The organism is Janthinobacterium glycogeni (genome assembly GCF_051380725.1).
In the GTDB taxonomy this organism is placed as follows: domain Bacteria; phylum Pseudomonadota; class Gammaproteobacteria; order Burkholderiales; family Burkholderiaceae_D; genus Janthinobacterium.
Map to the genome: position 1 here is coordinate 366,280 of NZ_JBNYXP010000002.1, position 25,591 is coordinate 391,870.

Here is a 25,591-nt window from a genome sequence, read left to right on the forward strand (position 1 = left end):
TGCGATAGCGCCAGTGGGTTAAATTCTTTACACAGACAGTACTGTATAAAAAAACAGTGATCAATGCAAGCGGAACGTGGATTTGTTTTGAAACAGATCAATACAAGCCTGGTTTCTCACAAAAACTCGCCACCTTGCGGGAAATGAAACACAATACAAGCTTCTACCGCCGCAAGCATAGGAAGTGCACCATGCGTATTTTACTTGCCGAAGATGACAGCGTGCTGGCCGATGGCCTGACCCGCTCGCTGCGCCAGTCCGGTTATGCGATCGACTACGTCAAGACCGGGCAGGAGGCCGATACGGCCCTGTCCACCCAGGAATTCGACTTGCTGATCCTCGACCTGGGCCTGCCGAAGATGTCCGGCCTGGAAGTGCTGCGCCGCCTGCGCGCGCGCGCCTCGCTGCTGCCGGTGCTGATCCTGACGGCCGCCGATTCCATCGAACAACGCGTAAATGGCCTTGACCTCGGTGCCGATGATTATATGGCCAAGCCGTTCGCCTTGTCGGAACTGGAAGCAAGAGTGCGCGCCCTGACGCGCCGCGGCGCCGGCGGCGGCGCCACCATCATCAAGCACGGCCCCCTCAGCTACGACCAGGTGGGACGCAGCGCCTACATCAACGACCAGATGCTCGACCTGTCGGCGCGCGAACTGGGCTTGCTGGAAATCCTGCTGGGCCGCACCGGCCGCCTCGTCTCGAAAGAGCAGCTGGTCGACCACCTGTGCGAATGGGGCGAGGAAGTGTCGAACAACGCCATCGAAGTGTATGTGCACCGCCTGCGCAAGAAGATCGAGGTGGGCGGCGTGCGCATCGCCACCGTGCGCGGCCTCGGCTATTGCCTGGAAAAATACTCGGAAGCGGCGCGCCTGAACGCCGAAGCGGGCGAGTCGGCAGCCCCGGCCAGCGGGTCCGCCAGCAAGTGAAGGCGCGCGAGGCGCCAGCGGACGAGCCGGACGACGACGACTGGTTCGAGCCGCCCACGACGGAGCAGGACGACACCATCGAGCATTCGCTGTTCGGCGAAATCCTCGACTGGATGCTGGCGCCCCTGCTGCTGCTGTGGCCGATGAGCATCGCCATCACCTATCTGGTGGCCAAGGGCATCGCCAATCAGCCGTTCGACCATGCGCTGGAAGACAGCGTGACCGTGCTGACGCAACAGGTCAAGCAGGCCGACGGCGCGCTGCTGCGCCGCGTGCCGGACAAGAACAGCAATAACAAGGGCCGCGACTTCCTGCGCGGCGACGACGTCGATACCCTGTATTACCTGGTGGTGGGTGCGCGCGGCGAATACCTCGACGGCGACCGCGACTTGCCGCCGCCACAGGACCCCGACAAATACCGCAGCGGCATGGTGCTGTTCCGCAACGACACCATCCACGGCACGCCCGTGCGCGTGGCGTTCAGCTATCTCGATATTCCTGCCGGCAACGACGATGAGCCGAGCCGCGCGCTGGTGCAAGTGGCCGAGACGCTGGAAAAACGCGCCCAGCTAGCCAATGAAATCATCAAGGGCGTGATTTTGCCGCAGTTCATCATCCTGCCCGTGATCCTGGCCCTGGTCTGGTTCGCCCTGGCGCGCGGGCTGTCGCCGCTGGCGCAATTGCAAGAACGCATACGCGCCCGGCCGCCCGACGATCTCTCCCCCATCGAATCGGGCCAGGTGCCCGAGGAAATCACGCCGCTGGTCGGTTCGCTCAACGAGATGCTGGCGCGCCTGTCGCTGTCGATCGACATGCAGAAGCGCTTCATCGCCGATGCGGCGCACCAGATGAAGACGCCGCTGGCCGGCATGCGCATGCAATCGGAGCTGGCCCTGCGCCAGACCGACCACGACGAGATTCACCGCTCGCTGCTGCAACTGGCGAAAAGTTCGGAAGCGGCCACGCGCCTGGTCAACCAGCTGCTGGCCCTGGCGCGCGCGGAAAACCAGCCACAGGCAGGCACGGCCTTCGAACCGATCGAGCTGAGCGAACTGGCGCGCGGCGTGGTGCAGGACTGGGTGCAAGCCTCGTTTGCCCAGCATATCGACCTGGGCTTCGAACAGCCCGGGTATTCGATCATGATTTCCGGCAATGCCATGATGCTGCGCGAGCTGCTGAGCAATCTGATCGACAATGCCCTGCGCTACACGCCGGCCGGCGGCAGCGTCACGGTGCGCGTGCGCAGCACCCTGGAACTGGCCATCCTGGAAGTGGAAGATACGGGGCCCGGCATTGCGCCGGCAGAACGGGCCCATGTGTTCGAGCGCTTTTACCGCATTCTCGGCAGCAATGTCGACGGTAGCGGCCTGGGCCTGGCCATCGTGCGCGAGATTGCGCAGCAGCACGGCGCCGAAGTCGATATTTTTAACAATCCGCGCGCGCAGTCGCCGAAGCTGCCGGGCACCTTGCTGCGCCTGAGCATCGCCCTGCTGTTGCCGGAAGCGCCAGAAGAGGATGACATCACGTATGGATAAGCCCAGCCTTCCCGCGGCGCCGCTGCAGCCGGCGCGCACGCCCGGCCCCGAGCTGCAGGCGCGCCACGACGTGCACTGGCGCAAGACGCGGCGCCTGACGGCCATCCTGCTGCTGGTCTGGCTGCTGACGGGCTTCCTGACCGTGTTCTATGCGCGCGAGCTGTTGCACCTGAACCTGTTCGGCTGGCCCCTGCCCTTCTATATGGCGGCCCAGGGCGCCTCGCTGGTGTACCTGGCCATCATCGCCTTCTATGCCTGGCGCATGCGGCGCCTCGACCGGGATTTCCATGCCGAGGAGCACGCATGAGCGGCCAGCGCAGCTTCTTTGCGCGCCTGTGCCGCTACTACCTGCTGTTTACCGCCGGTTTCGCCGCCTTCCTGCTGGCCCTGTCGGTGCTGGAACAGGAAGGCATGCCGCGCGCGTGGATCGGCTACCTGTTCATGCTCGTCACCATCACCCTGTACGCCACCATCGGCGTCATCAGCCGCACCTCGAACGTCACCGAATACTATGTGGCGGGGCGCCGGGTGCCGGCCATGTTCAACGGCATGGCCACGGCCGCCGACTGGATTTCGGCGGCCAGCTTCATCAGCCTGGCCGGCGGCCTGTACCTGAACGGCTTCGACGGCCTGGCCTTCATCATGGGCTGGACGGGCGGCTATTGCCTGGTGGCGCTGTTGATCGCCCCCTACCTGCGCAAGTTCAGCCAGTACACGATTCCCGATTTTCTCGCCGCCCGCTATGGCAGCGGCGCCGACAAGCGGGGCGCCAGCGTGCGCGTGGTGGCCGTGGCCGCCACCATCATCGTGTCGTTTACATATGTGGTGGCGCAGATCTACGCCGTCGGCCTGATCGCCTCGCGCTTCACGGGCGTGGATTTTTCCGTCGGCATCTTCCTGGGCCTGGCCAGCATCCTCGTCTGCTCCTTTCTCGGCGGCATGCGCGCCATCACCTGGACGCAGGTGGCGCAGTACATCATCATCCTCGTCGCCTTCCTGATTCCCGCCATGTGGCTGTCGGTCAAGCATGCGGACAATCCCGTGCCGCAGATCGCCTACGGCAAGGTGCTGCCGCAACTGAGCGCGCGCGAACACGTGCTGGAAACGGATCCGAAAGAAAACGAGGTGCGCGCCATCTTCCGTCAGCGCGCGCAAAGCTACCAGGCGCGCATCGACGGCTTGCCCGGCTCCTGGGAACAAGGCCGCCTGGCGGCCCAGCGCCAGCTCGACAGTTTGCGCCAGCGCAATACCTCGCTGTTCGATATCCGCAACGCGGAACGCACCCTGATCGCCTATCCCAAGAGCCCCGACGAGGCTCGCGTGCTGTGGCAGGCGATGCAGGCGCAAAACCGGAAACGCGCCGAGCCGATCATTCCGCACGCGCAGCCGTTTCCCGCCGCCGACCGGGAGCAATCCGATATCAAACGCAACAATTTCCTGGCCCTCGTGTTTTGCATGATGCTGGGCACGGCCGCCCTGCCCCACATCCTCATGCGATCGTACACCACGCCGTCCGTGCACGAAACGCGCGTCTCCGTGTTCTGGACCCTGTTCTTCATCCTGTTGATCTATCTCACGATTCCCGCGCTGGCCGTGCTGGTCAAGTACGATATTTACTCGGCCCTGGTCGGCACGCAATACGCGAACCTGCCCACCTGGGTGTCGTACTGGGCCAACGTGGACAAGCTCAGTCCCCTGATCAGCATCGTCGACGTCAACCGCGACGGCATCGTGCAGTTGGCGGAAATTTCCATCGACGCCGACGTGCTGGTGCTGGCCACGCCCGAGATCGCCGGACTGCCCTACGTGATTTCCGGCCTGGTGGCGGCCGGCGGCCTGGCTGCCGCCCTGTCGACGGCCGACGGCTTGCTGCTGGCCATCTCCAACGCCCTGTCGCACGATATCTATTACAAGGTGGTCGATCCCAGCGCCTCGACGCAAAAGCGCGTGACGATTTCCAAATTGCTGCTGCTGGCCGTGGCCTTCATCGCCGCTTATGCCGCTTCGCAAAAGCCGGCGGACATTTTGTCGCTGGTGGGCGTGGCCTTCTCCCTGGCCGCCTCGACCCTGTTCCCGCCGCTGGTGCTCGGTGTCTTCTGGCAACGCGCCAATTACCAGGGCGCGCTGGCAGGCATGCTGACGGGCTTTGGCGTGTGCCTGTATTACATGCTGCACACGAGCACCATGCTGGGCGGTAATGCCAGCGGTCAATGGTTTCATATCGCGCCCATCTCCGCCGGCATCTTCGGCGTACCGGCCGGCCTGGCCGCCGCCATCCTGGTCAGCTGGCTGACGCCGGCGCCGGGACGGCGCAGCACGGGGCTGGTCGAGCATATCCGGGCGCCGGAATGAATAGGCAGGCCGGCCCGCCAGATCAATTCCTTGGGCGGCATGGGGAAAAAGACAGCATGGCGCTAAAAAAGGAGTAGGCTGGAGGGCCGTTCCATTTACGAGGAAATCCCATGCCGTCTGGAAAAATTCTTGTTGCCCAGGGAGGCGGCCCCACCGCCGTCATCAACCAGTCGCTGGTGGGCGTGGTGCTCGAATCGCGGCGCTTTCAACATGTCACGCGCGTGTACGGCGCCCTGCATGGCGTGCGCGGCATCATCAATGAAGAGTTTGTCGATCTGACGCAGGAAACCAGCCACAACCTGGAGCTGGTGGCGGCCACGCCATCCTCGGCGCTCGGTTCCACGCGCGACAAGCCCGACATCGCCTACTGCCACCAAATCTTCGAAGTGCTGCGCGCGCACGAGATCGAGCACTTCTTTTATATCGGCGGCAACGACTCGTCCGACACGGTGCGCATCGTCAGCGAGGAGGCGCACAAGGCCGGCTATCCGCTGCGCTGCATCCACATCCCGAAAACCATCGACAACGACCTGGTGGGCAGCGATCACACGCCCGGTTTTCCCTCGGCCGCGCGCTTCGTCGCGCAAGCGTTCGCCGGCGCCAACCTCGACAACGCGGCCCTGCCCGGCGTCTACGTGGGCGTGGTGATGGGCCGCCACGCGGGCTTTTTGACGGCCGCCTCGGCGCTGGGCAAGAAGTTCCCCGACGACGGCCCGCACCTGATCTACCTGCCCGAACGCGTCTTCGTTTTGGAGCAATTTCTTGCCGACGTGAAGGCCACGTATGAAAAATACGGCCGCTGCGTGATCGCCGTCTCGGAGGGCATCCACGACGCGTCGGGCGAGCCGATCGCCAGCCTGCTGGCCAGGCAGGTGGGCAATGAGGTGGAGCGCGATGCGCACGGCAACGTGCAATTGTCCGGCACGGGCGCGCTGGCCGACCTGCTGTGCGACGAGATCAAGGCGAAACTGGGCATCAAGCGCGTGCGCGGCGATACCTTCGGCTATCTGCAGCGCTCCTTCATCGGCTGCGTTTCCGACGTGGACCAGCGCGAAGCCCGTGAAGTGGGCGAAAAGGCGGTGCAGTTCGCCATGTGGGGCGAGCGCGACGGTTCCGTCGCCATCAAACGCACGGGCTTTTATTCCGTCGATTACGAGTTGCTGCCGCTGAGCGACGTGGCGGGCAAGACGCGCACCATGGAAGACGAATTCATCAGCGCCAGCGGCACGGACGTGACGGACGCTTTCCGCCTGTATCTGCGCCCGCTGCTCGGTTCCGGCATGCCGGACGCCTTCCGCCTGCGGGCGGCCAAGGTGGCAAAGGTGCTCAAACCCTAGCTGTTTTCCGCCAACAGCAGCGGCCGCAGCTTGACGGCCGCCTCCTTCAACTGCGGCACGTGTTGCAGCAATTGCTCCACAGACTTGCGCGCCACCGGCGCGTGGCAGGCGACGGCCGCCACGATGCGCCCGTCGGCCGCGCAGATCGGCACGGCCACGGCCACCATGCCGTGGACGAATTCCTCGTCGTCGATGCCGATGCCCAGCCGGGCGATGCGCACGATCTCGCGTTCCAGCAATGCCGGGTCGGTGATGCTTTTCGGCGTGCGCGCCTGCAGGTTTAGCATGGCCAGCAACTCGCGCCGCTCCAGCAAGGACATATGCGCGAGGAAGAGTTTACCGCTGGCCGTGCAATGCATGGGCGCGCGCGTGCCCAGCACCAGGTGCAGGCGCAGCGGTTCCTGCGTTTCCACCCGGTCCACGTAGACGATGGCATTGCCCTCGGGAATGGCCAGGTTGCAGGTCTCGCCCGTGACGGCCACCAGACTGCCCAGGATGCTGCGGCTCATGCGAATCAGCGCATTGTTGCGCAGGGTCGCCAGCGCCAGGTTGGTGGAAGCGGCGCCCGGTACATAGCCGCGTCCCACGGGTGTGCGCAGCACATAGCCATGTTGCTCCAGGGTATCGAGCAGCCGCATCATGCTGGCCTTGGGCACCTGCATGCGCGCGGCCAGCTGCGACAGGGTCAAGGGCTGGCTGGCGCTGGCCAGGTGCTCGATCAGACGCAGCACGCGCAAGCCGCGCGCCTCGTCGCCATGGCCGGTCGCCGCATTCGCCGCCACCACGCCGCCCGCCGAGCCGTCTTCTCCGGCCTCGGCCTGCCGTTTTTGAAACGCATCATGCATGTTCTGTTTCACCTCTCGCATATGCGGCTGTTTCCGCTTGTCCCGGTGCTGCACGTCTTTTATAAATGGAACAAGAAGTTCCAAAAATAATCAATAAAGACCAGTGTATCGCAAAAAACGCCCGCCGAGGCGGTGCGATACCGCAACGCAGGAGACAAGAGCAATGTTGCAAACACACTACGATTACATCGTCGTCGGCGCCGGTTCCGCCGGCTGCGTGCTGGCCAACCGCCTGTCGCACGACAGCGGCAACCAGGTGCTGCTGCTGGAAGCGGGCGGCAAGGACAACAATCCCTGGATACACGTGCCGGTCGGCTATTTCAAGACCATGCACGACCCCAAGCTGGACTGGTGTTACCGCACGGAAGCGGATGCCGGCATCGCAGGACGCCAGTTGCAATGGCCGCGCGGCAAAGTGCTGGGCGGCTCCAGCTCGCTCAACGGCTTGCTGTACGTGCGCGGACAGAAAGAGGATTACGACCGCTGGGCCGAACTGGGCAACGCAGGCTGGAGCTATGCCGAGGTGCTGCCTTACTTTAAAAAATCGGAAGATCAGGAACGCGGCGCCAGCGATTACCACGGCGTGGGCGGCCCATTGAAAGTGTCGGACCTGCGGCTGCGCCGTCCCATCGCCGAGCATTTCATTGCCGGCGCCACGGAAAGCGGCATCCCTTTCAATGCCGATTACAACGGCGCCACGCAGGAAGGCGTCGGCTACTTCCAGCAGACGGCCAGCAAGGGCTTGCGCTGGAGCACGGCGAAAGCCTTTTTGCGTCCGGCCCGCAAGCGCGCCAACCTGCGCGTGGAAGTGCGCGCGCAGATCACGCGCGTGCTGTTCGAAGGCAAGCGCGCCGTCGGCATCGAGTTCCGGCAGGATGGCCAGCTGCGCCAGGCGCGCGCCAGCGGCGAAGTGATTTTATGCGCGGGCGCCATCGGCTCGCCGCAGATCCTGCAATGCTCGGGCGTGGGTCCGCGCGCCCTGCTGGCGGACGTGGGCGTGCCGCTGGTGCACGACTTGCCCGGCGTGGGACAGAACCTGCAAGACCATTTGCAAATCCGCCTCGTCTTCAAGACGCGGCTGAAAACCCTGAACGATGAAGTCAACAGCCTGTGGGGCAAGCTGTGGGTGGGCATGCAATATGTCTTTTCCCGCTCCGGGCCGTTGACCCTGGCGGCCAGCCAGGTGACGGTATTTACCAAATCCTCGCCCGAGGTGGAGCGGCCCGACATCCAGTTCCACATGCAGCCGCTGAGCGCCGACAAGCCGGGCGAAGGCGCGCATCCGTTTTCCGCCTTCACGTCGTCCGTGTGCCAGCTGCGCCCGCACAGCCGCGGCCACGTATCGATCAAGTCCGCCGATCCCCTTGCCTATCCGGGCATCTACCCGAACTACCTGTCCGATCCGCGCGATCAGCGCACGGCGATTGCCGCCCTGCGCGTGGCCCGGAGAATCGCCGCCGCCCCGTCGCTGGCGCCGCACATCATTGCTGAATTCGTGCCCGGCCCGCAGTTCGAGACGGACGAGGAATTGCTGGATGCGGCGCGGCGCTTCAGCCAGTCGATCTACCACCCGAGCGGCACCTGCAAGATGGGCCACGACGCCATGGCGGTCGTCGACGAGCGCCTGCGCGTGCACGGCATGCGGAACCTGCGCGTGGTCGACGCGTCGATCATGCCGGAAATCGTCTCGGGCAACACGAATGCGCCCACCATCATGATCGCCGAAAAAGCGGCCGACATGATCCTGGCGGACGCGGTGCGGCTGCCGCAGGCGGCCTGACCCACCCATTCCATTCCCGGCAAGGAGGATGTCAGCGGCGGGCAGACGGCCCCGCCTCCAATGACCCGGCGACAAGCCAGGCATCCAAAAAACACACATAATCGATATCGATTGGAGACTAGATATGGACAACAATCCCAGCAATCCGAAAAAAGCCCAAGAGCTGCGGAAAGTCGTGATGGCCAGCGTGATCGGCGCCACCATCGAGTGGTACGACTTCTTTTTATACGGCGTCGTGGCCGGCATCGTGTTCAGCAAACTGTATTTCCCGGGCGGCGATCCGCTCGTCTCGACCATGCTGGCCTACGGCACCTTCGCCGTGGGCTTCCTGTCGCGTCCCATCGGCGGCGTGATCTTTGGCCACTTCGGCGACAAGATCGGCCGCAAGAGCATGCTGGTGATGACCCTGATGATCATGGGCATCTCCACCTTCCTGATCGGCGTGCTGCCCACCTATGACCACATCGGCTACTGGGCGCCCGGCCTGCTGCTGTTCCTACGCGTGCTGCAAGGTATCGGCCTCGGTGGCGAATGGGGCGGCGCCGTGCTGATGGCATATGAATATGCGCCACCAAAGGAGCGCGGCTTCTACGCCAGCCTGCCGCAGATCGGCCTGGCCATCGGCCTGTGCCTCGCTTCCGGCGTGGTGGCCATCCTGTCGTACAGCCTGACGGATGCGCAGTTCCTCTCGTGGGGCTGGCGCGTGGCCTTCATCCTGTCGGCGGCCCTCGTCTTCATCGGCATGTGGATACGTTTGAACGTGATGGAAACGCCGGAATTCCAGGCCGTCAAGGAAAAGAATGCGGAGACGCAGATTCCGTTCTTCGACCTGCTAAAACGCTACCCGGGCAACGTGCTGAAGGGCATGGGCGCGCGCTATATCGACGGCGTGTTCTTCAATATCTTCGGCGTGTTTTCCATCACCTATCTGACCAACACCATCAAGATCGCCCGCACGGAAGCGCTGATGGGCGTGATGGCGTCGGCCGTCGTGATGTGCTTCTGCATTCCCTTCTTTGGCCGCCTGTCGGACCGCATCGGCCGCAGCAAGGTATTTTTCTGGGGTTCATTGATCACGGGTGTGTCGGCCATTCCCGCCTTCTGGATCATGCTCCATCACGCCGACAATCCGCTGCTGCTGTGGTGTTCCGTGATCATCCCGCTGGGCGTGCTGTATTCGGCCGTGTACGGCCCGGAAGCGGCCCTGTTCTGCGACCTGTTCGACGCCAAGGTACGCTACACGGGCATCTCCTTCGTGTACCAGTTCTCCGGCATCTTCGCCAGCGGCCTGACGCCCATCATCGCCACCTACCTGCTGAAAACGGGCAATGGCGAACCGTGGCACATCGTCGGCTACATCCTGTTCGCCTCCCTCGTCTCGGCCGTCAGCGTGGCCATGATCGGCAGGGGCGGTTCGCAGCCCGACGGCCGCATGAAGCCGGCGCACGCAAGGTAAGCTGGCAACAGGCATAAAAAAAGCAGGCTCTCAAAGAGGCCTGCTTTTTTCTTACGAATGCCACAGCGCCTGACAAAACCGTAGCGAGCGCCAGTGATTTGTGGCTAAGAAGCGCAACCGTACTTTAGTACGGTGAGCATCGCAGGCCGCAAAGCGCGGCGCGCAGCAGGTTTGGTCAGGTGCGATCAGATAACGATGGTCTGATGCTCGTCGCCCACGCGGGCGCGGATGGTGCCGATGCGCGAGACGGTTTCGCCGGCCGCCTGCAACTGGGCGATGGCGGCGTCCGCGTTTTCCTGCGCGACGATGACGGTCATGCCGATGCCGCAGTTGAAGACGCGGTGCATTTCGGCGTCAGCCACGCCGCCGTGCTGTTGCAGCCACGTGAACAGCGGCGGCATGGTCCATGCCTTCGAGTCCAGCTCGGCCACCAGGCCAGGCTGCAGCACGCGCGGGATGTTTTCCACCAGACCGCCGCCGGTGATGTGCACCATGCCCTTGACTTCCATGGCGTCCATCAGTGCCAGCAGCGGCTTGACGTAGATGCGCGTCGGCTGCATCAGCACGTCGGCGAGTTTACGGCCGTGGAAGTCGCCTTCCAGGTCCGGTTTCGCCACTTCGATGATCTTGCGCACCAGCGAATAACCGTTCGAGTGCACGCCCGACGAGGCCAGGCCCAGCACCACGTCGCCCGGGGCGATCTTGGTGCCGTCGATGATTTTCGATTTTTCCACGGCGCCGACAGCAAAACCTGCCAGGTCGTATTCGCCGGCCGGGTACATGCTCGGCATTTCCGCCGTTTCGCCGCCGATCAGCGCGCAGCCCGCTTGTTCGCAACCCTGGGCGATGCCCTTGATGACGTCGGTGGCAATGGCCACGTCCAGCTTGCCGCAGGCGAAGTAGTCGAGGAAGAACAGCGGTTCGGCGCCTTGCACCAGGATGTCGTTGACGCTCATGGCGACCAGGTCGATGCCGACCGTGTCATGGCGGTTCAGTTCGAACGCCAGACGCAATTTCGTGCCCACGCCGTCGGTGCCCGAGACCAGCACCGGTTCCTTGTACTTCTTGCTGATTTCAAACATGGCGCCAAAACCGCCCAGGCCGCCCATCACGCCTTCGCGCAGGGTGCGCTTGGCAAACGGCTTGATTGCTTCGACTAAAGCGTCACCTGCGTCGATATCGACGCCAGCGTCACGGTAGGAAAGGGAAACATTAGAAGTCTGGTTCATGGTGTGGTGGCAGCGGAGGCGGTAAAATAGAAGGCGGATACCCCCCGGCACGCGCGCGCAAGCATGTTTTTCAACATCGTGCGGCAGGGCGCCAGCGGGTGAATTCGGTCGATCAAGACGCTATTTTATCAAACTGCCCCGCCATTTCGTAATTAACTGCCTTTTTTTAACGCAACAGCACAAACTCCATGCCATTCGCCATCACCGCCGAACAGAAGCAAACAGCATTTTGGATCGCGGTCTGGCTGGCATTCTTGCTGCTGCTCGTCAGCCTGGGCCCCATCCTGACGCCCTTCCTGGCCGCCGCCATCCTCGCCTACGTGCTCAATCCCGGCGTCGACCGCTTGCAGCGCGTGCATTACCAGCGCTTTTACGTGCCCCGTCCGCTGGCCGTGCTGGTCATCGTAGTGTTGTTTTTCCTCTCCATTACGGCACTCGTGCTGATCGTCGTGCCAGTGCTGCAAAAGGAAATCCCGCTGCTGCAGGCGCAAATTCCGCAATTCCTGAGCAAGGCGAACGAGTTCCTGGCGCCGAAACTGCGCGACCTGGGCATCCGCGTGCGCCTCGACGGCACGGGCATCAAGCGCATGCTGAGCCAGCAGATGGCCACCAGCGGCGATGAAATCTGGAGCACGGTACTCGCCTCGGCCCGCACCGGCGGCACGGCCGTGCTGGGCTGGCTGGCCACCGTGGTCTTGATTCCCGTGGTGCTGTTCTACCTGTTGCTGGACTGGCATCCGATGCTGGCGCGCATCGCCGGTGCCGTGCCGCGCCGCTGGGTCGGCCGCACGGTGGGCATGGCGCAGGAGGTCGACACCCTGCTGGCGCAATATCTGCGCGGCCAGTTGCTCGTCATGCTGGTGCTGGCCACGTATTACTCGGTGGCGCTGGCCATCGCCGGTTTTGAAGTGGCATTGCCTGTGGGCATCATCACGGGCTTGCTGGTGTTCATCCCCTACCTGGGCTTCGGCCTGGGCCTGATGCTGGCGCTGATCGCCGCCCTGCTGCAGTTTGCCGACTGGAGCGGCGTCATCGCCGTGGCCGTCATCTATGGCTGCGGCCAGGTCATCGAAGGCTTTTTCCTCACGCCGCGTCTGGTGGGCGAGCGCATCGGCTTGAACCCGCTGGCCGTGATCTTCGCCCTATTAGCGTTCGGGCAACTGTTCGGTTTCGTCGGCGTTTTACTTGCTTTACCCGCTTCTGCCGTCCTGATGGTCGCTTTTAAGCATCTAAGACGCCACTACCTCTCCAGCAGCTTCTATAATACCTAGTAAAAGCGGATATCATATCAACCTAGCAATACCACGATGCACATGCAGTAATGAAAAACAGGACAAGGCGTACGCCATGAAACAACTGGTGCTCGATTTAGGCACAGACCAGGCGCACAGCCTCGATACCTTCGAGGTGGGACAGAATGCCGAAGTGGCGCAGCTGATGCGCCAGTTCGCCGCGCGCACTTCGCGCGAACATTTTGCCTACCTGTGGGGCGAACTGGCCGCCGGCAAGAGCCACCTGCTCAAGGCCCTGGCCAGCACCGAGCGCGCGCGCTACATTTCGCCGTTCTCGATCGAGTCCGAATTCGTGTATTCGCCCGACGTGGATTTGTACCTGCTCGACGACTGCGAAAAGCTGTCGCCGCTGGCGCAGATCGACGCCTTTGCCCTGTTCAATGAAATCCGCGCCAACCAGGCGTTCATGGTCTGCAGCGGCGCCGTGCCGCCGGCCGTGCTGCCCGTGCGCGAAGACTTGCGCACGCGCATGGGCTGGGGCCTGATCTACCAGATCCACGGCTTGACGGACGATGAAAAAATCGCCGCCCTGACCCAGGCGGCCACCACCCGCGGCTTGACCTTGTCGCCTGGCGTGTTACCCTATCTGCTGTCCCATTTCCGGCGCGACATGCGTTCGCTGTCGACGATGCTGGACTCTCTCGACCTCTACTCCCTTGAAACCCAACGCCCGATCACCTTGCCATTGTTGCGCGAGTTGCTGCAGGCGGAAGCGAAAGAATGATGAATCTGGCCCTGTTTGACCTCGACCACACCCTGCTGCCCATCGACTCGGATCACGAGTGGGGCGAATTCCTGGTACGCATCGGTGCCGTGGACGCCGCCGAATTCACCCGCCGCAACGACGAATTTTTCGCGCAATACCAGGCCGGCACGCTCGATCCCGTGGAATACCTGGAATTTTCGCTGGGCACCCTGGCGCAATTCCCGCGCGAACGCCTGGAAGCGCTGCACAAGCAATTCATGGCAGAAGTGGTCTTGCCGGCCATCCGCCCGGAAGTCGTGGCCCTGCTGAAACAGCACCAGGACGCGGGCGACCTGCTGGCCATCGTCACGGCCACCAACCATTTCATCACCAAACCCATCGCCGATGCGCTCGGCGTCGAGCACCTGCTGGCCGCCATGCCCGAATATGACACTCAAGGCAATGTCACGGGCAAGCTGCTGGGCACGCCCACGCTGGGCGCGGGCAAGCTGACCCACACCCATGCCTGGCTGGAAAAAATGGGCAAGGAACTGGGGCAGTTCGAGCGCAGCTATTTTTACAGCGATTCGCACAACGATATTCCCCTGCTGTCGGTCGTGACCCACCCGGTCGCGACCAATCCCAACACCGCTTTGAGCGCACACGCATCCCTCCACGGCTGGCCATCACTCCACTTATTCAATGATTAAAAAATTCATCCGCAAGATCCTCGGCGTTAAAAAAGAGGCAGCGCGCGACACCACGGCACCCGTCGTGCTCGGTCCTGCGCAACACGGAATCGACCCGAAACTGGTGTCGTCGAATGCCATTCGCGTCACCAGCAGCCTGCAGGAAGCGGGCTTCGAGGCCTTTGTCGTCGGCGGCGCCGTGCGCGACCTGCTGCTGGGCGTGAAGCCGAAAGACTTCGACATCGCCACCAACGCCACGCCGGAACAGGTCAAGCGCCTGTTCCGCCGCGCCTTCATCATCGGCAAGCGCTTCCAGATCGTGCACGTGATGTTCGGCCAGGATTTGCTGGAAGTGACGACCTTCCGCGGCGCCGGCGCCGATTCCGCGCCCAAGGATGAACATGGCCGCGTCCTGCGCGACAACACCTTCGGTTTGCAGCACGAAGACGCGCTGCGCCGCGACTTCACCATCAACGCCATGTACTACAACCCGGCCACGCAGGAAGTGCTCGATTACCACGGCGGCGTGGAAGACATCCGCGCCAAGACCCTGCGCATGATCGGCAAGCCGGAAGAGCGCTACCGCGAAGACCCCGTGCGCATGCTGCGCGTGGTGCGCTTCGCCGCCAAGCTGAAATTCACCATCGAGCCGCACACGGCCGCGCCGATTCCCGTCATGGCGCCGCTGATCAACAACGTGCCCGCGCCGCGCGTGTTCGACGAGATGCTGAAACTGCTGATGAGCGGTCATGCGCTGGCCTGCCTGCAGCAGCTGCGCAAGGAAGGCTTGCATCATGGCCTGCTGCCGCTGCTCGACGTGGTGCTGGAACAGCCGCTGGGCGCCAAATTCGTCACCCTGGCGCTGGACGCCACGGACGCCCGCATCGCCGCCGGCAAGACCGTCTCGCCGGGCTTTTTGTTCGCCTCGCTGCTGTGGCACCAGGTGCTGGAAAAATGGACGGCCTACCGCGCCGCCGGCGAATCGACGATTCCCGCGCTGCACCTGGCGGCCGACGACGTGCTCGATTCGCAGACGGAAAAACTGGCCTTGCAGCGCAAGATCGGTTCCGACATGCGCGACATCTGGTCGATGCAGCCGCGCTTCGAGCGCCGCGTCGGCAAGGCGCCGTACAAGCTGCTCGAGCACCTGCGCTTCCGCGCCGGCTACGACTTCCTGCTGCTGCGCTGCGCCTCGGGCGAGATCGACACGGACATCGGCGAATGGTGGACGGCCTTTTATGAAGGCGACGAGGAAACGCGTGAAGCGCTGCTCGTCAGCGCCAATGCCGCGCCGGGCGCCGTCAAGAAGAAGCGCCCGCCGCGCCGCAGTACGCGCAGCAAATCGAATACCGGCGGCGGAAGCACCACCACCGGCAGCAGCAGCGGCGAATAATGTCAGTTATCGCTTACATCGGCATCGGCGCCAACCTGGGCGACGCGCGCGCCAATGTGCAGGATGCCATCGCGCGCCTGGCGCGCCTGCCCGGCGCATCCCTCGTGGACGCTTCGGCCAGCTACCGCACGGCGCCCATCGATGCGAGCGGCGACGACTACATCAACGCCGTGGCGCGCATCGCGACCACCCTGCCGGCGGAGGAATTGCTGCAGGCCCTGCACGCCATCGAGGCGGCGCACGGGCGCGAGCGGCCTTACCGCAACGCCCCACGCACCCTGGACCTGGACTTGCTGCTGTACGGCGATGCACAGATCGCCAGCGCCACCCTGACGGTACCCCATCCGCGCATCACCGAGCGCGCCTTCGTGCTGGTGCCGCTGCTGGCCCTGGCGCCAGCCATCGCCGTGCCCGGCCTCGGCCCGGCACAGAGCTACCTGGCGGGCGTGGCAGACCAGGCCATCAGCCAGCTCTGAGCGCCACGCGGCATTGCTCTACAATGCCGCCCCTGCACGCCGCCATATAAAGTACTACACTAGCGGCGTCGCAATAGCATAACCCCCCTTTCACTCTAGAGAATACCTATGTCCGCTTATTTGCAAGGAACAGATCTGGCCGCAAAAGACAAGGCCGCCACACCGGCGCCGGCGCCATCCAAGCCTGTCGCCAACAAGGCCGTGACCATCCATACCCTGGCCACGCTGCGCGCCGCCGGCGAAAAGATCACCATGCTGACCTGCTATGACGCCAGCTTTGCGTCGCTGATGGACCGCTGCGGCGTGGAGATCCTGCTGATCGGCGATTCGCTCGGCATGGTCTGCAACGGCCTGAACTCCACCCTGCCCGTCACCGTGGCCGAACTGGCCTACCACACGGCTTCCGTCGCGCGCGGCAGCAAGTCGGCCATGATCCTGTCCGACCTGCCGTTCGGCGCGTACGGCACGCCTGAAACGGCTTACGCCAACGCCGTCATCCTGATGCAGGCGGGCGCGCACATGATCAAGATCGAAGGCGGCGCCTGGCTGGCCGAGACCGTCCGTTTCCTCACCGAGCGCGGCATCCCCATCTGCGCCCACATCGGCCTGACGCCGCAATTCGTGCACCAGCTGGGCGGCTATAAGGTACAGGGCAAGAGCACGGAAAGCGCCGCCGAACTGAAGAACGACGCGCTGGTGCTGCAAAACGCGGGCGCCGCCATCGTGCTGATGGAAGCGATGCCGTCGCAGCTGGGCAAGGAAGTGACCGACATGCTGACGATCCCCACCATCGGCATCGGCGCCGGTCCCGACTGCTCGGGCCAGGTGCTCGTCATGCACGACATGCTGGGCGTGTTCCCAGGCCGCAAGGCGCGCTTCGTGCGCAACTTCATGGAAGGCGCTGCCAGCATCGACGACGCCGTCACCGGCTATGTCAAAGCCGTCAAGGATGGCAGCTTCCCGGCGCTGGAACACTGCTTCTGACGTAGGTTTGTTTTACGTCGGCTTACGCGCTGCGCGCTAAGCAGGCCTGTAACTGCCAAATCTGGGGTCAGACCCGACGGGTCTGACCCCGGCTTAACGCCAACAATTCTCACTACCCCACCTGTATCCACGTCGTCTTCAGCTCCGTGTATTTATCCAGCGCGTGCAAGGACTTGTCGCGCCCATTGCCTGACTGCTTGTAGCCGCCGAACGGCACGGTGATGTCGTCGCCGTCGTACTGGTTGACGTGCACGGTGCCGGCGCGCAAGGCGCGCGCCGTCTGAATCGCCTTGCTGATGTCGGACGTCCACACGGCCGCCTGCAAGCCGTACGGCGTGGCGTTGGCCTGCTTGATGGCCTCGGCGACATCCGTAAAGCCCAGCACCGACAGGACAGGCCCGAAGATCTCTTCGCGCGCGATCGTCATGCCCGCGTCCACGCCGAAGATGGTCGGCTGCACGTAATAGCCGCCCGTCTCCGCCCGCACGGCCTCGCCGCCACCGAGCAGCTGCGCGCCTTCGCTCTTGCCGGCCGCGATATAGCCCATCACCGTATTCATCTGCGTGGCGTCGACGATGGCGCCCATGACGGTGGCTTCGTCAAGCGGGTCGCCCGGCTGGAAGCGGGGCAGCATGGCCAGCGCCTTGGTCAGGAATTCCTCCTTGATCGATTCTTCCACGAACAGGCGCGAGGGCGCGTTGCAGCTTTCGCCCTGGTTGAAGAAGATGGAGCCGACGGCGGCCGCCACGGCCTTGTCCATATCCGGGCAATCGGCGCAGACGATGTTGGCGGACTTGCCGCCCAGCTCCGTCCACGCCCGTTTCAGATTCGACTGGCCCGCCATCTGCACGATCAATTTTCCCGTGCGCGTGGAACCCGTAAAGCCGATGCAATCGACATCCATGTGCAGCGCCAGCGCGGCGCCCGCCTCGTGGCCGTAGCCGGGCAGCACGTTGAAGACGCCGGGCGGCACGCCCGCTTCGAGCGCGATGTCGGCCAGGCGCAGGGCCGTCAGCGGCGATTTTTCAGACGGTTTCAAGATCACGCTGTTGCCGGCCGCGAGGGCCGGCGCGATCTTCCAGGCGGCCATGATCATCGGGTAATTCCACGGCACGATGGCGGCGACGACGCCCACCGGTTCGCGCGTGATCAGGGCCAGGCTGTTGGCGGGAGTGGGGGCGATTTCATCGTAGACCTTGTCGATCGCCTCGCCATACCAGCGCAGGCAGTTGGCCGTGGCGCCCACGTCCACGCTCTGGCTGTACTTGATCGGTTTGCCCATGTCCAGCGTTTCCAGCAGGGCCAGCTCGGGACCGTATTTCTGCACCAGGTCGGCGAACTTGATCAATGTGCGCTTGCGCTGCGCCGGCGACTTGCCCGCCCAGCGGCGGTCGTCGAAAGCGGCGCGCGCGGCCTGCACGGCCGCCTCTACGTCGGCGCCGTCGCAGCGCGCCACCTGCCCCAGCAGGCGCCCGTCGATGGGCGACAGATTGTCGAAGGTCTGGCCGGACCTGGCCCAGGCACGCTCGCCGTTGATGACGGCGCGTCCATCGATCGTGATCTCTGCGGCACGTGCGTGCCAGCTGGTGTTTTCCGTCATGGTCGTCTCCTGCAAGGTGAAAACGCCAGCTTACTCCTGATCCGCCGAATAGGCCGCAGACAGTTGCTTGCGGCGCCTGCGGTCGGCGCGCGCCAGCATCACGGCATACGCGATCACGGCAATCGTCACGACGAGGATGGTCAGCGCGGCGATGGCATTGACGCGCGGATCGAGCCCCAGGCGCGCGCGCGAGAAAATCACCAGCGGCATCGTCGTCGAACCGGGGCCGGACAGGAAGGCCGACAGCACCACATCGTCGAGCGACAGCGTGAATGTCAGCAGCCAGGCCGAGGCCAGCGCCTGCGTGATGTTCGGCAGAGTCACGAGGAAGAATACCTGGTGCGCGCGGCAACCGAGGTCCATGGCCGCTTCGGCCAGGGACTTGCTCATCTCCTGCAGGCGCGACTGCACCACCACGGCCGCATATGCCATGCCCAGCAAGGTGTGGCCGAGCCAGATGGTCAGCACACCCCGTTCGGGGAAACCGAAGACCTTTTGCATGGATACCAGCATCAGCAGCAGGGACAGGCCGATGATCACTTCCGGCATCACCAGAGGCGCGCTGACCATGGCGGAAAACAGCGTGCGGCCGCGGAAGCGCTGGTAGCTGTTCAAGGCGAAGGCGGCGAAGGTGCCGAGGATGACGGAAGACGTCGCCGACATGAAGGCGATTTTTAATGACAGGCCGAAGCCCGAGATGATTTCCGCATCGCCCATCAGCTCGCGGTACCAGCGCAGCGAAAAGCCGCTCCACACCATGTCCTGGCGCGAGCTGTTGAACGAGAAGACGATCAGCACGATGATGGGCAGGTAGAGGAACAGGTAGCCGAGCGAGAGCCAGCCGCGGCCGAACCAGCGCTGCAAAAAGGTACGTCCGTTCATGTGCGCTCCTCCGCGTCCTGGTCCATCTTGTATTTGTTAAAGATCGCCATCGGCACGAGGATCAGCAGGACCACCAGCACCGTCACCGACGAAGCCATGGCCCAGTCGTTATTGGTGAAATACTCATCCCACAGCACGCGGCCGATCATCAGCGTTTCCGGTCCGCCCAGCAGCTCGGGGATCACGTATTCGCCCACGGACGGAATGAACACCAGCATGGCGCCGGCGATGATGCCCGACTTCGACAGGGGCACCGTGATGCGCCAGAACGCCTGCAGGGGCGTGGCGCCCAGGTCGGCCGCCGCTTCCAGATAGCGCATGTCCATTTTCACCAGGTTCGCGTACAGGGGCAGGATCATGAAGGGCAGGTAGGCGTACACCATGCCGACCACCAGCGAAAACGAGGTGTTCATCATGTGCAGCGGTTCGCTCACCACGCCCAGCGCGAGCAGCAGGTCGTTGAGCAGGCCGTGATTGGCCAGGATGCCCTTCCACGCATACACGCGCAGCAGGAACGAGGTCCAGAACGGCAGCATCACCAGCATCATCAGCACGGGGCGGATCGACGGCCTGGCGCGCGCCATGAAGTAGGCAAACGGGTAGCCGATGCACAGGCAAATGGCCGTCGTGATGGCCGCGTACTTGATGGAACTGAGGTAGGTGAGCAGATACAGTTCATCGGCGGCGATGAACAGATAGTTGGCGATTTTGACCTTCAGCACGACGATGCCGTCGACATACGACAGCAAGCCGCCGAACGGGCTGCCCGCCGTGTCCATGTCGGACAGGCTGATGCGCAGCACGATCAGGAAGGGAATGAGAAAAGCGGCCGTCAGGAACAGCGACGGCACGGCGATGACGGCGTTGCGCCCGGTGACCCAACGCAGGGTGACGAGCTTGCGCAGCGATTGCAAAATGGACGTCATGGTGGCCTCAGCTGGTCAGCACGACGATGTCGGCGCCATCCCACCACACCCACACGCGCTGTTCGCGCTCGAGGCGCGCGGCGTCGTGGCGGGCCGCGTTGGTGCGCGAGACTTTCACCACCGTGCCGCTGTCGAGGCGCACGTGGTAGCTGGTTTCATTGCCAAAGTATGCCATGGCGACGATCACGCCCTGGGCGCAGTTGTAGCCGTGTTCCTTTGGTGACGCCCGCTCTTCCAGGGCGGGCGGCGCGATCTGGATGCCGATCTTTTCGGGGCGCACGGCCACCGAGACATCCATGCCCAGATTGCCCGTGATGCCGTGCGCAACATACTGGCGACCGTCGGGCGTGTCGATGACCACGTGATCGGGTTCGTCTTCCGTGATGCGGCCGTCGAACAGGTTGACGCTGCCGATGAAGTCGGCGACGAAGCGGCAATTCGGCGTCTCATAGATTTCGCCGGGCGCGCCCACCTGCAGGATGCGCCCTTCGCTCATGACGGCGATGCGCGTGGCCATGCTCATGGCCTCGTCCTGGTCGTGCGTGACCATCACGCAGGTGACGCCCACCTGCTCGATGATGTTGACCAGTTCCATCTGCGTGCGCTCGCGCAGTTTTTTATCGAGCGCGCCCAGCGGCTCGTCGAGCAGCAGCAACTGCGGCCGCTTGGCCAGGCTGCGCGCCAGCGCCACGCGCTGCTGCTGGCCGCCCGACAGCTGGTGCGGCTTGCGCTTCGCGTATTGGCCCAGCTGCACCAGCGCCAGCATCTGCTCGACCCGCGCCGCCACTTCCGCTTTCGGCAAGCCGTCGCGGCGCAGGCCGAAGGCGATGTTGTCCCACACGGACAGGTGCGGGAACAGCGCGTACGACTGGAACATCATGTTGATGGGCCGCTGGTGCGGCGGCACATCGACGATGCTGTTGCCCGCCAGGGCGATGCGCCCCGACGTCGGCGTCTCGAAGCCGGCCAGCATGCGCAGCAGGGTCGACTTGCCGCAACCTGAACTGCCCAGCAGGGCGAAAATCTCGCCCTTGTTGATCGTCACGGAAATATCATTGACGGCGCGCACGCCATCGAATTCCTTGACCAATTGATCAATCAGCAAGAAAGGCGCTGGGGCGTCGCTGGCCGACGCGGCTGGTGTTGCTATCGTCATTGTGGGTAGCTTCTGGGTAAGAGGGTGTCAAAATGAAAAACTGGCCGCTACAAAGAGCGGCCAGGATGGAAGTTTAGCGGAACTGCCGCGATTCTGGTCCAAAAAATGCGCAGATGGCGGCAAAATGGGGCAAAAACCTACACCCAGCCCTTCGCTTTCACGTCCGCATGGGTCTTGTCGAGGCACACCCGTATCAAGCCCACCATTTCATCGATCTGCGCGCGCGTCATCACCAGCGGCGGCGCGACAATCATACGCTCGCCCACGGCGCGCATGATGACGCCGTTGTCGAACATGTGGCCGCGGCAGATCATGCCCACGCCCTGGTCCTCGTCGAACAGCTCGTTGTCGTGCACGGTGGCGCCCTTCTTGCGCACCAGGTTCAGGCCCGCGACCAGGCCGCAGCTGTCCGCGTACCCCACCAGCGGATGCTCGCCCAGGCTGGCAAAGCACTGCTTCAGGTACGGTCCCGTGTCGTCGGCCACCTTGGCCACCAATTGTTCTTCCTCGATGATGCGGATGTTTTCCAGCGCGGCAGCACAGGCGACGGGGTGGCCCGAATACGTGAAACCGTGCGTGAATTCGCCGCCCTGCTCGATCAATACCTTGGCCACCCTGTCGCCCACCAGCACGCCGCCCAGCGGCACATAGCCCGAGGTGACGCCCTTGGCAAACGTGATCAGGTCGGGCTTGATGCCGAACAGCTCGGAGCCGAACCAGCGCCCCAGCCTACCGAAGCCGCAGATGACTTCATCGGCGATGAGCAAGATGCCATACTTGTCGCAGATGCGCTGGATCTCGGGCCAGTAGGTGGAGGGCGGGATGATGACGCCGCCGGCGCCCTGTACCGGCTCGCCGATGAAGGCGGCCACCTTGTCGGCGCCGATTTCCAGAATTTTGTCTTCCAGCCAGCCGGCCGCTTTCAAGCCGAAGGCTTCCGGAGACAAGCCGTGGCCCGATTCCAGGTAATTGGGCTGGCCGATATGCGCGATGCCCGGTATCGGCAAGCCGCCCTGCGCATGCATGCCGTCCATGCCGCCCAGCGATGCTCCCGCCACCGTGCTGCCGTGATACGCGTTGTGGCGGCTGATGATGGTGTGACGCTCCTTGTAGCCGAGGATATCCCAGTAACGGCGCACCATGCGCAAGTTCGTGTCGTTGCCTTCCGAGCCGGAACTGGTGAAGAACACGTGCTGAAACTGCGGCGGCGAGATCTGCGCCAGCTTGGCCGCCAACTGCGCGGCCGGCACGTTGGTCGTGCCAAAGAAGCTGTTATAGAAGGGCAGCGTCTCCATCTGCTTGTACACGGCTTGCGAGATCGACGTGCGGCCGTAGCCCACGTTGACGCACCACAGGCCCGACATGCCGTCGACGATTTTTTTGCCCTGGCTATCCCACAGGTAGATGCCGTCGCCGCGCACGATCACGCGCGCGCCCTTGCTGGCCAGGTCCTGGAAATCGGTGAACGGATGCAGGTAGTGGGCCGAGTCCATCTGCTGGATGGCGGCCGTGTCATACACCTGCGGCGCCGCGTTTTTCTGCGCCACGGAGGCGACAAAAGCGGCGCTCGGCGCCAGCGGATTGTTGGATGTGCTCATTGCGATCCTTTCTTAAACATGGAGCAGAAGATGTTCACGCTCCCACGGACTGATCACCGTCATGAATTCCTGGTGCTCGAGGTCCTTGATGGCCGCATACACGTCGATGAAGCGCTCGCCCAGCACGGTGCGCAGCTTGTCTTCCGCGCGCAGAAGCTGCAGGGCCTCGGGCAAGCCTTGCGGCAGTTCGAACTTCATGTCGTAGGCGCTGCCCACCATCATCGGCGTCGCTTCCAGCTGCTCCGTCATGCCCAGGTAGCCGCAGGCCAGGGTCACGGCCAGGGCCAGATAGGGATTCGCATCGGCGCCGATGATGCGGTTTTCCACGCGCCGGTCCTGCACGCCCGACTCGGGCACACGGAAGCCCACGGTGCGGTTGTCCAGGCCCCACTGGATGTTGATCGGCGCGGCCGTGTGGCGCACGATGCGGCGGTAGGAATTCACGTAGGGCGCGACGATGGCCATGGCCGACGGCATGTAGCGCTGCAGGCCGGCGATGTAATGCTTGAAGATGGGCGCGGCCGAACCGTCCTCGTTGCTGAAGATGTTCAGGCCCGTCTTCGCGTCGACGACGCTCTGGTGCACGTGCATGGCGGAGCCCGGCTCGCCCGCCATGGGCTTGGCCATGAAGGTCGCGTACATATCATGTTTCAAGGCCGCTTCGCGCAGGGTGCGCTTGAAGAAGAAGACCTTGTCGGCCAGGCCCAGCGGATCGCCATGCAGGAAGTTGATTTCCATCTGTCCCGCGCCGATCTCGTGGATCAGGGTGTCGACGTCAAGGTTCATCAGTTCGCAGTAATCGTAGATATCCTCGAACAGCGGGTCGAATTCATTGACGGCGTCGATGCTGTACACCTGGCGGCTCGTCTCGGCCCGGCCGCTGCGCCCGATGGGCGGCTTCAATGGCAGGTCCGGGTCCGTATTCTTCGCCGTCAGGTAGAACTCCAGCTCGGGCGCCACCACCGGTTTCCAGCCCTTGTCCGCATACAGTTTCAGCACGCGCCGCAGCACGGAGCGGGGGGCGAAATCGACCAGCATGCCGTCGGCAAAATAGCAGTCGTGGATGACTTGCGCGGTGGGGTCCGTGGCCCACGGCACCATGGTGATGGTGGTGGGATCGGCCTTTAAAATCATGTCGCGGTCGGTGCTGGAAATGGCGCGGTCATAGCCGCCATCGTCGACCGGGTAATTGCCCGTCACCGTCATGCCCAGTACCGCTTCCGGGATGCGCATGCCGCGCTCCTGGGTGAATTTCCCGCGCGGCAGGATCTTCCCCCGCGCCACGCCCGTCAAGTCGGGGACCAGGCATTCGATTTCCGTGACGCGCTTTTCATTGAGCCACAAATCCATATCCGTATAAGTGAAATTTTCGCGTATTGCCATGTTTCCCTCTCGCTGGTCTTGATCAAACACCGCGTACTGCGGGCGGTGCGCCTGTCATTCTGTCTTTCTGTGCCGCTGTTCCTGGTAATCGCGGCACGCCTGGCCGAAGGCGCCGAACAGCCGCATGGACTGCGGGTTGTCCTCGACCTGCCACTCCGGGTGCCATTGCACGGCCAGGGTGAAACCGGCGACGCTGGCCACCGTGTACGCTTCCACCAGGCCGTCGTCGGCCAGGGCTTCCACCAGCAAGCCATCGGCCAGCCGGGCGATGCCCTGGCCATGCAGGGAATTGACCATCATTTCGCTCTCGCCGCCCAGCAACCGTGACAGCACGCCGTCAGGCATCAGCTTGATGCGGTGCGCGGGCGCATACTGGCGCGCCAGGGGGGCGAGCACATTCTCGCGGTGGTCCTGCATGCCCGGCACGGCGTGCACGGCCTGGTGCAAGCTGCCGCCCAGGGCCACGTTGACTTCCTGGAAGCCGCGGCAGATGGCCAGCAGCGGCAGCTGGCGCGCCAGCGCGGCGCGGATCAGGGGCAAGGTGGTGGCGTCGCGCGCGGGGTCTTGCGGCAGGTCGGGATGCAGGATGTCTTCGCCATACAGGCGCGCATCGACGTTCGAGGCCGAGCCGGTCAGCATGACGCCGTCGGCGACCTGCAGCGCCGCTTCAAGGTCCGCGTCCGCGCCCAGGGCGGGCAGCAGCAGCGGCATGCAGCCGGCGCCGCGCAGCACGGCGTGCAGGTATTTGTCCTGCGCCATGTGCCAGGCGTGGCTGCCAAGCTGGCGCTGGCAGGCGGGAACGAGAACGATGGGACGGCGCATGGAGCTACCTCGCTGGCGTGACGATCCAATGACAGCGCCATGACAGCGCTGCCGCTCGCTTCACTGTACAGCAGAGCCGGCAGAGGCGGCCACACCGATGGGCATGGCCAGCGACGGCATACATCGCCTACACTACGGCTTTGCAATATTGCTCTTATTAAAATCATCATATGCCCGTCCGGCGCCAAACACCAGCGCCGCAGGCAAAGTCCCTTCACTTTCCCATGCATCCACACCGTTTTCCC

At 63.7% G+C, this 25,591-nt stretch carries 22 protein-coding genes; 13 read left to right on the forward strand and 9 right to left on the reverse strand.

From position 1 onward, the window contains the following. Positions 1-191 precede the first annotated feature (191 nt). From ACQ4W4_RS07240 to ACQ4W4_RS07260, 5 genes are all read left to right on the forward strand, one after another. Entirely contained in the window at positions 192-926 is a 735-nt protein-coding gene (locus ACQ4W4_RS07240; protein WP_436541389.1) for a response regulator, read from the forward strand. Continuing rightward, positions 923-2,461, forward strand: coding sequence for a sensor histidine kinase (locus ACQ4W4_RS07245; RefSeq protein WP_436541390.1), 1,539 nt, complete (start codon positions 923-925; stop codon positions 2,459-2,461). The genes ACQ4W4_RS07240 and ACQ4W4_RS07245 overlap by 4 nt, the downstream gene beginning before the upstream one ends. Next, positions 2,454-2,768, forward strand: coding sequence for a DUF4212 domain-containing protein (locus ACQ4W4_RS07250; protein WP_436541391.1), 315 nt, complete (start codon positions 2,454-2,456; stop codon positions 2,766-2,768). Before ACQ4W4_RS07245 ends, ACQ4W4_RS07250 begins: the two co-directional genes overlap by 8 nt. Continuing rightward, entirely contained in the window at positions 2,765-4,813 is a 2,049-nt protein-coding gene (locus ACQ4W4_RS07255; RefSeq protein WP_436541392.1) for a sodium:solute symporter family protein, read from the forward strand. The genes ACQ4W4_RS07250 and ACQ4W4_RS07255 overlap by 4 nt, the downstream gene beginning before the upstream one ends. A gap of 110 nt (positions 4,814-4,923) precedes the next feature. Further along, on the forward strand, positions 4,924-6,150 hold the full coding sequence (locus ACQ4W4_RS07260) for a 6-phosphofructokinase (protein ID WP_436541393.1): 1,227 nt from the start codon (positions 4,924-4,926) through the stop codon (positions 6,148-6,150). Here the strand turns inward: ACQ4W4_RS07260 and ACQ4W4_RS07265 are convergent. Further along, positions 6,147-6,995 carry an IclR family transcriptional regulator gene (locus ACQ4W4_RS07265; protein ID WP_436541394.1) on the reverse strand — a complete coding sequence of 283 codons (849 nt, stop codon included), beginning with the start codon at positions 6,993-6,995 and terminating at the stop codon, positions 6,147-6,149. The genes ACQ4W4_RS07260 and ACQ4W4_RS07265 overlap by 4 nt on opposite strands. A 163-nt stretch (positions 6,996-7,158) precedes the next feature. Here ACQ4W4_RS07265 and ACQ4W4_RS07270 point away from each other — a divergent pair, with 163 nt between their 5' ends. Together ACQ4W4_RS07270 and ACQ4W4_RS07275 are read left to right on the forward strand one after the other, a co-directional pair. Next, positions 7,159-8,775, forward strand: coding sequence for a GMC family oxidoreductase (locus ACQ4W4_RS07270; protein ID WP_436541395.1), 1,617 nt, complete (start codon positions 7,159-7,161; stop codon positions 8,773-8,775). A 124-nt stretch (positions 8,776-8,899) separates the two neighbouring features. Next, a complete protein-coding gene (locus tag ACQ4W4_RS07275; protein ID WP_436541396.1) occupies positions 8,900-10,231 on the forward strand; it encodes an MFS transporter in 1,332 nt (443 codons plus the stop codon). A 185-nt stretch (positions 10,232-10,416) separates the two neighbouring features. Here ACQ4W4_RS07275 and purM read toward each other — a convergent pair whose 3' ends face one another. Further along, positions 10,417-11,460 carry a phosphoribosylformylglycinamidine cyclo-ligase gene (gene purM, locus ACQ4W4_RS07280; RefSeq protein WP_070220403.1) on the reverse strand — a complete coding sequence of 348 codons (1,044 nt, stop codon included), beginning with the start codon at positions 11,458-11,460 and terminating at the stop codon, positions 10,417-10,419. Between the two features lie 188 nt (positions 11,461-11,648). Here purM and ACQ4W4_RS07285 point away from each other — a divergent pair, with 188 nt between their 5' ends. The 6 genes from ACQ4W4_RS07285 (at position 11,649) to panB (ending at position 16,979) form a co-directional block, all read left to right on the forward strand. After that, entirely contained in the window at positions 11,649-12,731 is a 1,083-nt protein-coding gene (locus ACQ4W4_RS07285) for an AI-2E family transporter (protein WP_436541397.1), read from the forward strand. 76 nt (positions 12,732-12,807) lie between these two features. Then, positions 12,808-13,476, forward strand: coding sequence for a DnaA regulatory inactivator Hda (gene hda, locus ACQ4W4_RS07290; RefSeq protein ID WP_230539092.1), 669 nt, complete (start codon positions 12,808-12,810; stop codon positions 13,474-13,476). Further along, on the forward strand, positions 13,476-14,147 hold the full coding sequence (locus ACQ4W4_RS07295; RefSeq protein ID WP_436541547.1) for a histidinol-phosphatase: 672 nt from the start codon (positions 13,476-13,478) through the stop codon (positions 14,145-14,147). Before hda ends, ACQ4W4_RS07295 begins: the two co-directional genes overlap by 1 nt. Next, positions 14,140-15,519, forward strand: a complete 1,380-nt coding sequence (gene pcnB / locus ACQ4W4_RS07300) for a polynucleotide adenylyltransferase PcnB (protein ID WP_436541398.1) — start codon at positions 14,140-14,142, stop codon at positions 15,517-15,519. The genes ACQ4W4_RS07295 and pcnB overlap by 8 nt, the downstream gene beginning before the upstream one ends. After that, the gene (gene folK, locus ACQ4W4_RS07305; RefSeq protein ID WP_436541399.1) at positions 15,519-15,995 is read left to right on the forward strand and encodes a 2-amino-4-hydroxy-6-hydroxymethyldihydropteridine diphosphokinase; all 477 of its coding nucleotides are present in this window, start codon (positions 15,519-15,521) and stop codon (positions 15,993-15,995) included. Before pcnB ends, folK begins: the two co-directional genes overlap by 1 nt. A 108-nt stretch (positions 15,996-16,103) precedes the next feature. Continuing rightward, positions 16,104-16,979: a 3-methyl-2-oxobutanoate hydroxymethyltransferase gene (panB, locus tag ACQ4W4_RS07310; protein ID WP_230501826.1), complete on the forward strand. Its 876-nt coding sequence runs from the start codon at positions 16,104-16,106 to the stop codon at positions 16,977-16,979. Positions 16,980-17,091: 112 nt separating this feature from the next. Here panB and ACQ4W4_RS07315 read toward each other — a convergent pair whose 3' ends face one another. The 7 genes from ACQ4W4_RS07315 to ACQ4W4_RS07345 all read right to left on the reverse strand — a co-directional run bounded on the left by ACQ4W4_RS07315 (position 17,092) and on the right by ACQ4W4_RS07345 (position 25,346). Beyond that, positions 17,092-18,579, reverse strand: a complete 1,488-nt coding sequence (locus ACQ4W4_RS07315) for an aldehyde dehydrogenase (protein ID WP_436541400.1) — start codon at positions 18,577-18,579, stop codon at positions 17,092-17,094. Between the two features lie 30 nt (positions 18,580-18,609). Continuing rightward, entirely contained in the window at positions 18,610-19,461 is an 852-nt protein-coding gene (locus tag ACQ4W4_RS07320; RefSeq protein ID WP_436541401.1) for an ABC transporter permease, read from the reverse strand. Beyond that, the gene (locus tag ACQ4W4_RS07325; RefSeq protein ID WP_436541402.1) at positions 19,458-20,387 is read right to left on the reverse strand and encodes an ABC transporter permease subunit; all 930 of its coding nucleotides are present in this window, start codon (positions 20,385-20,387) and stop codon (positions 19,458-19,460) included. The genes ACQ4W4_RS07320 and ACQ4W4_RS07325 overlap by 4 nt, the downstream gene beginning before the upstream one ends. A gap of 7 nt (positions 20,388-20,394) precedes the next feature. Next, positions 20,395-21,543: an ABC transporter ATP-binding protein gene (locus ACQ4W4_RS07330; protein WP_436541403.1), complete on the reverse strand. Its 1,149-nt coding sequence runs from the start codon at positions 21,541-21,543 to the stop codon at positions 20,395-20,397. A gap of 137 nt (positions 21,544-21,680) precedes the next feature. Next, complete coding sequence (locus tag ACQ4W4_RS07335; protein ID WP_436541404.1) at positions 21,681-23,141, reverse strand: aspartate aminotransferase family protein; 1,461 nt, start codon at positions 23,139-23,141, stop codon at positions 21,681-21,683. A 12-nt stretch (positions 23,142-23,153) separates the two neighbouring features. Next, a complete protein-coding gene (locus ACQ4W4_RS07340; RefSeq protein WP_034788700.1) occupies positions 23,154-24,524 on the reverse strand; it encodes a glutamine synthetase family protein in 1,371 nt (456 codons plus the stop codon). A gap of 54 nt (positions 24,525-24,578) precedes the next feature. Continuing rightward, a complete protein-coding gene (locus tag ACQ4W4_RS07345; protein ID WP_436541405.1) occupies positions 24,579-25,346 on the reverse strand; it encodes a gamma-glutamyl-gamma-aminobutyrate hydrolase family protein in 768 nt (255 codons plus the stop codon). Positions 25,347-25,591: the final 245 nt, after the last annotated feature.

What these genes read in the sequence shown, in the direction of transcription:
- ACQ4W4_RS07240 (WP_436541389.1), top strand. Translation starts at nt 192, where the DNA reads ATGCGTATTTTACTTGCCGAAGATGACAGCGTGCTGGCCGATGGCCTG.
- ACQ4W4_RS07250 (WP_436541391.1), top strand. Translation starts at nt 2,454, where the DNA reads ATGGATAAGCCCAGCCTTCCCGCGGCGCCGCTGCAGCCGGCGCGCACG.
- ACQ4W4_RS07255 (WP_436541392.1), top strand. Translation starts at nt 2,765, where the DNA reads ATGAGCGGCCAGCGCAGCTTCTTTGCGCGCCTGTGCCGCTACTACCTG.
- ACQ4W4_RS07260 (WP_436541393.1), top strand. Translation starts at nt 4,924, where the DNA reads ATGCCGTCTGGAAAAATTCTTGTTGCCCAGGGAGGCGGCCCCACCGCC.
- ACQ4W4_RS07265 (WP_436541394.1), bottom strand. Translation starts at nt 6,995, where the DNA reads ATGCATGATGCGTTTCAAAAACGGCAGGCCGAGGCCGGAGAAGACGGC.
- ACQ4W4_RS07270 (WP_436541395.1), top strand. Translation starts at nt 7,159, where the DNA reads ATGTTGCAAACACACTACGATTACATCGTCGTCGGCGCCGGTTCCGCC.
- ACQ4W4_RS07275 (WP_436541396.1), top strand. Translation starts at nt 8,900, where the DNA reads ATGGACAACAATCCCAGCAATCCGAAAAAAGCCCAAGAGCTGCGGAAA.
- purM (WP_070220403.1), bottom strand. Translation starts at nt 11,460, where the DNA reads ATGAACCAGACTTCTAATGTTTCCCTTTCCTACCGTGACGCTGGCGTC.
- ACQ4W4_RS07285 (WP_436541397.1), top strand. Translation starts at nt 11,649, where the DNA reads ATGCCATTCGCCATCACCGCCGAACAGAAGCAAACAGCATTTTGGATC.
- hda (WP_230539092.1), top strand. Translation starts at nt 12,808, where the DNA reads ATGAAACAACTGGTGCTCGATTTAGGCACAGACCAGGCGCACAGCCTC.
- ACQ4W4_RS07295 (WP_436541547.1), top strand. Translation starts at nt 13,476, where the DNA reads ATGAATCTGGCCCTGTTTGACCTCGACCACACCCTGCTGCCCATCGAC.
- pcnB (WP_436541398.1), top strand. Translation starts at nt 14,140, where the DNA reads ATGATTAAAAAATTCATCCGCAAGATCCTCGGCGTTAAAAAAGAGGCA.
- folK (WP_436541399.1), top strand. Translation starts at nt 15,519, where the DNA reads ATGTCAGTTATCGCTTACATCGGCATCGGCGCCAACCTGGGCGACGCG.
- panB (WP_230501826.1), top strand. Translation starts at nt 16,104, where the DNA reads ATGTCCGCTTATTTGCAAGGAACAGATCTGGCCGCAAAAGACAAGGCC.
- ACQ4W4_RS07315 (WP_436541400.1), bottom strand. Translation starts at nt 18,579, where the DNA reads ATGACGGAAAACACCAGCTGGCACGCACGTGCCGCAGAGATCACGATC.
- ACQ4W4_RS07320 (WP_436541401.1), bottom strand. Translation starts at nt 19,461, where the DNA reads ATGAACGGACGTACCTTTTTGCAGCGCTGGTTCGGCCGCGGCTGGCTC.
- ACQ4W4_RS07325 (WP_436541402.1), bottom strand. Translation starts at nt 20,387, where the DNA reads ATGACGTCCATTTTGCAATCGCTGCGCAAGCTCGTCACCCTGCGTTGG.
- ACQ4W4_RS07330 (WP_436541403.1), bottom strand. Translation starts at nt 21,543, where the DNA reads ATGACGATAGCAACACCAGCCGCGTCGGCCAGCGACGCCCCAGCGCCT.
- ACQ4W4_RS07335 (WP_436541404.1), bottom strand. Translation starts at nt 23,141, where the DNA reads ATGAGCACATCCAACAATCCGCTGGCGCCGAGCGCCGCTTTTGTCGCC.
- ACQ4W4_RS07340 (WP_034788700.1), bottom strand. Translation starts at nt 24,524, where the DNA reads ATGGCAATACGCGAAAATTTCACTTATACGGATATGGATTTGTGGCTC.
- ACQ4W4_RS07345 (WP_436541405.1), bottom strand. Translation starts at nt 25,346, where the DNA reads ATGCGCCGTCCCATCGTTCTCGTTCCCGCCTGCCAGCGCCAGCTTGGC.